General features: G+C 74.4%; 2 protein-coding genes and 2 pseudogenes. 3 read left to right on the forward strand and 1 reads right to left on the reverse strand.

The features are described from left to right. From CCN33_RS17545 to CCN33_RS17555, 3 genes and pseudogenes are all read left to right on the forward strand, one after another. Positions 1 to 243: pseudogene (locus CCN33_RS17545) on the forward strand (EamA family transporter); the annotation flags it as partial. Between the two features lie 229 nt (positions 244 to 472). Then, entirely contained in the window at positions 473 to 1,369 is an 897-nt protein-coding gene (locus CCN33_RS17550; RefSeq protein WP_086694538.1) for an NAD(P)-dependent oxidoreductase, read from the forward strand. A 210-nt stretch (positions 1,370 to 1,579) separates the two neighbouring features. Beyond that, positions 1,580 to 1,855, forward strand: a complete 276-nt coding sequence (locus CCN33_RS17555) for a DUF1876 domain-containing protein (RefSeq protein WP_086694539.1) — start codon at positions 1,580 to 1,582, stop codon at positions 1,853 to 1,855. A gap of 6 nt (positions 1,856 to 1,861) precedes the next feature. Here the strand turns inward: CCN33_RS17555 and CCN33_RS31165 are convergent. Further along, positions 1,862 to 2,027: pseudogene (locus CCN33_RS31165) on the reverse strand (serine hydrolase); the annotation flags it as partial.

The following is a 2,027-nucleotide window of genomic DNA, read 5'->3' on the forward strand; positions in this document are numbered from 1 at the left end:
CTGCTGCGGCCGTACGCCGCCCTGGGCCTCCTCGGCGCCGCCCTGTCCGTCGCCGCGTACGCCCTGGTGCTGTGGGCCCAGACCCGTGCCGCGCTCGCCCCGATCGCCGCCCTGCGCGAGTCGTCCGTGATCGTCGGCGCGGCCATCGGCGCCCTCTTCTTCAAGGAACGCTTCGGCGCTCCCCGCATCGCCGCGGCGGGGCTGCTGGTGGTGGGGATCGGGCTGATGCTGCACGCGGGGTGACTCGCGTGCCGAACGGCGAGGGAGCCGACGGCCCCCCCGGCATCGCCGAGGAGTCCGCCGGAGCCGCCCGCAAGCCGACCGCGCGGGAAGTCGTCGAATTCTTCAACCGGTGGGAGCGGGACCGGCTGTGCCACGGTGGTCCGGGCCGGGTCTGCGGGCAGGATGGGGGCGAGGGGCATGATCGACAGCACCTCGTGGGACCGCATCCTGTGAGAAGGAGAGCCACCGTATGACCGCCACCGACCGGCCGACCGTCGCCGTGCTGGGCACCGGCATCATGGGCGCCGCCATGGCCCGCAACCTCGCCGCCGCCGGGCTCCCCGTACGCGCCTGGAACCGCACCCGCGCCAAGGCCGAGCCGCTCGCGGAGGACGGCGTCCGCGTCACCGGCACCCCCGCCGAGGCGGTCGAGGGCGCGGACGTGGTGCTGACCATGCTGTACGACGGGGACACCGTGCTGGACGTGATGCGCGAGGCGGCGCCCGCGCTGCGCCCCGGCACCCTGTGGGTGCAGAGCACCACCGCCGGTACGGAACTCACCGGCCGCCTCGCCGCGTTCGCCCGCGAGCACGGGCTGGAGTTCTACGACGCGCCCGTGCTCGGCACCCGCAAGCCCGCCGAGGACGGTCAGCTCACCGTGCTGGCCGCCGGGCCCGAGGCGGGGCGGGCCACCCTCGCGCCGGTCTTCGACGCGGTCGGCTCCCGTACGGTGTGGACCGGCGAGGACGGGGCGGAGGGCAGCGCGAGCAGGCTCAAGCTGGTCGCCAACAACTGGGTGCTCGCGGTCACCGCGGCCACGGGAGAGGTGCTGGCGCTCGCGCAGGCGCTCGGCGTCGACCCGCGCTCCTTCTTCGACCTCATCGAGGGCGGCCCGCTGGACATGGGCTACCTCCGCGCCAAGTCCGCCCTGATCCTGGAGGGCAAGCTCACCCCGGCCTCCTTCGCCGTCACCACCGCCGAGAAGGACGCACGCCTCATCACCTCCGCCGCCGACCGGGGCGGCGTCCGCCTCGACCTCGCCGAAGCCACCGCCAACCGCTTCGCCCGCGCGGCCGCCCAGGGCCACGGGGACGAGGACATGGCGGCCGCGTACTTCGCGAGCTTCGAGGAGAAGACGGCCGAGTGAGCCTCCGGCGGCCGCCGGGGCTCCGGATGCCGCCGACTCGCGGTGCCCGGGCCGGACGGGGTCCGGTGGCCCGGATGTCACGCGGTACCGCCTCGGTGACGCGCCCCCCGGCCCGGCCACGCCTCCGGCAGGAACACGCCGACGTGAAGTTCGCCGGAGGCGGGCGCACCCTTGAAGCAGGGGGCACGGTGGTTTTCGGAGGTGGTTGGGATGACGCACAACGCCGTGGGTTGGCACATCGAGCTGGAGTTCGAGGAGGACGACCAGCACACACGCGCGGTGGCGATGGTACGGCTGGCGGACGGCAGTGAGGTGCGGGCGAACGGGCACGCCACCCGGCACCGGGTGGACTCCAACCAGCCGAGGGTCGGCGAGGAGATCGCCGGCGCCCGCGCCCTGAACGAACTGGCCATGAACCTGCTGGCCAAGGCACACGAGGAGATCGACGCGGACTCCGGGCGCATCTCGCACCCCATCCACGTCTGACCGGGCTCAGCCCAGCGAACCCCGTACCGCCCGCACCAGTGCCTGGGCCCTCGGGTCCGCCGTCACCCCGCCCTGGAAGCCGTTGGTGACGTAGCCGAAGGAGACGCCGGAGGCGGGGTCGGCGAAGGCGAGGGCGCCGCCTCGACCGGGGTGGCCGAAGGCGGTGGGGGAG

This window comes from Streptomyces recifensis (assembly GCF_002154615.1).
In the GTDB taxonomy this organism is placed as follows: domain Bacteria; phylum Actinomycetota; class Actinomycetes; order Streptomycetales; family Streptomycetaceae; genus Streptomyces; species Streptomyces griseoluteus.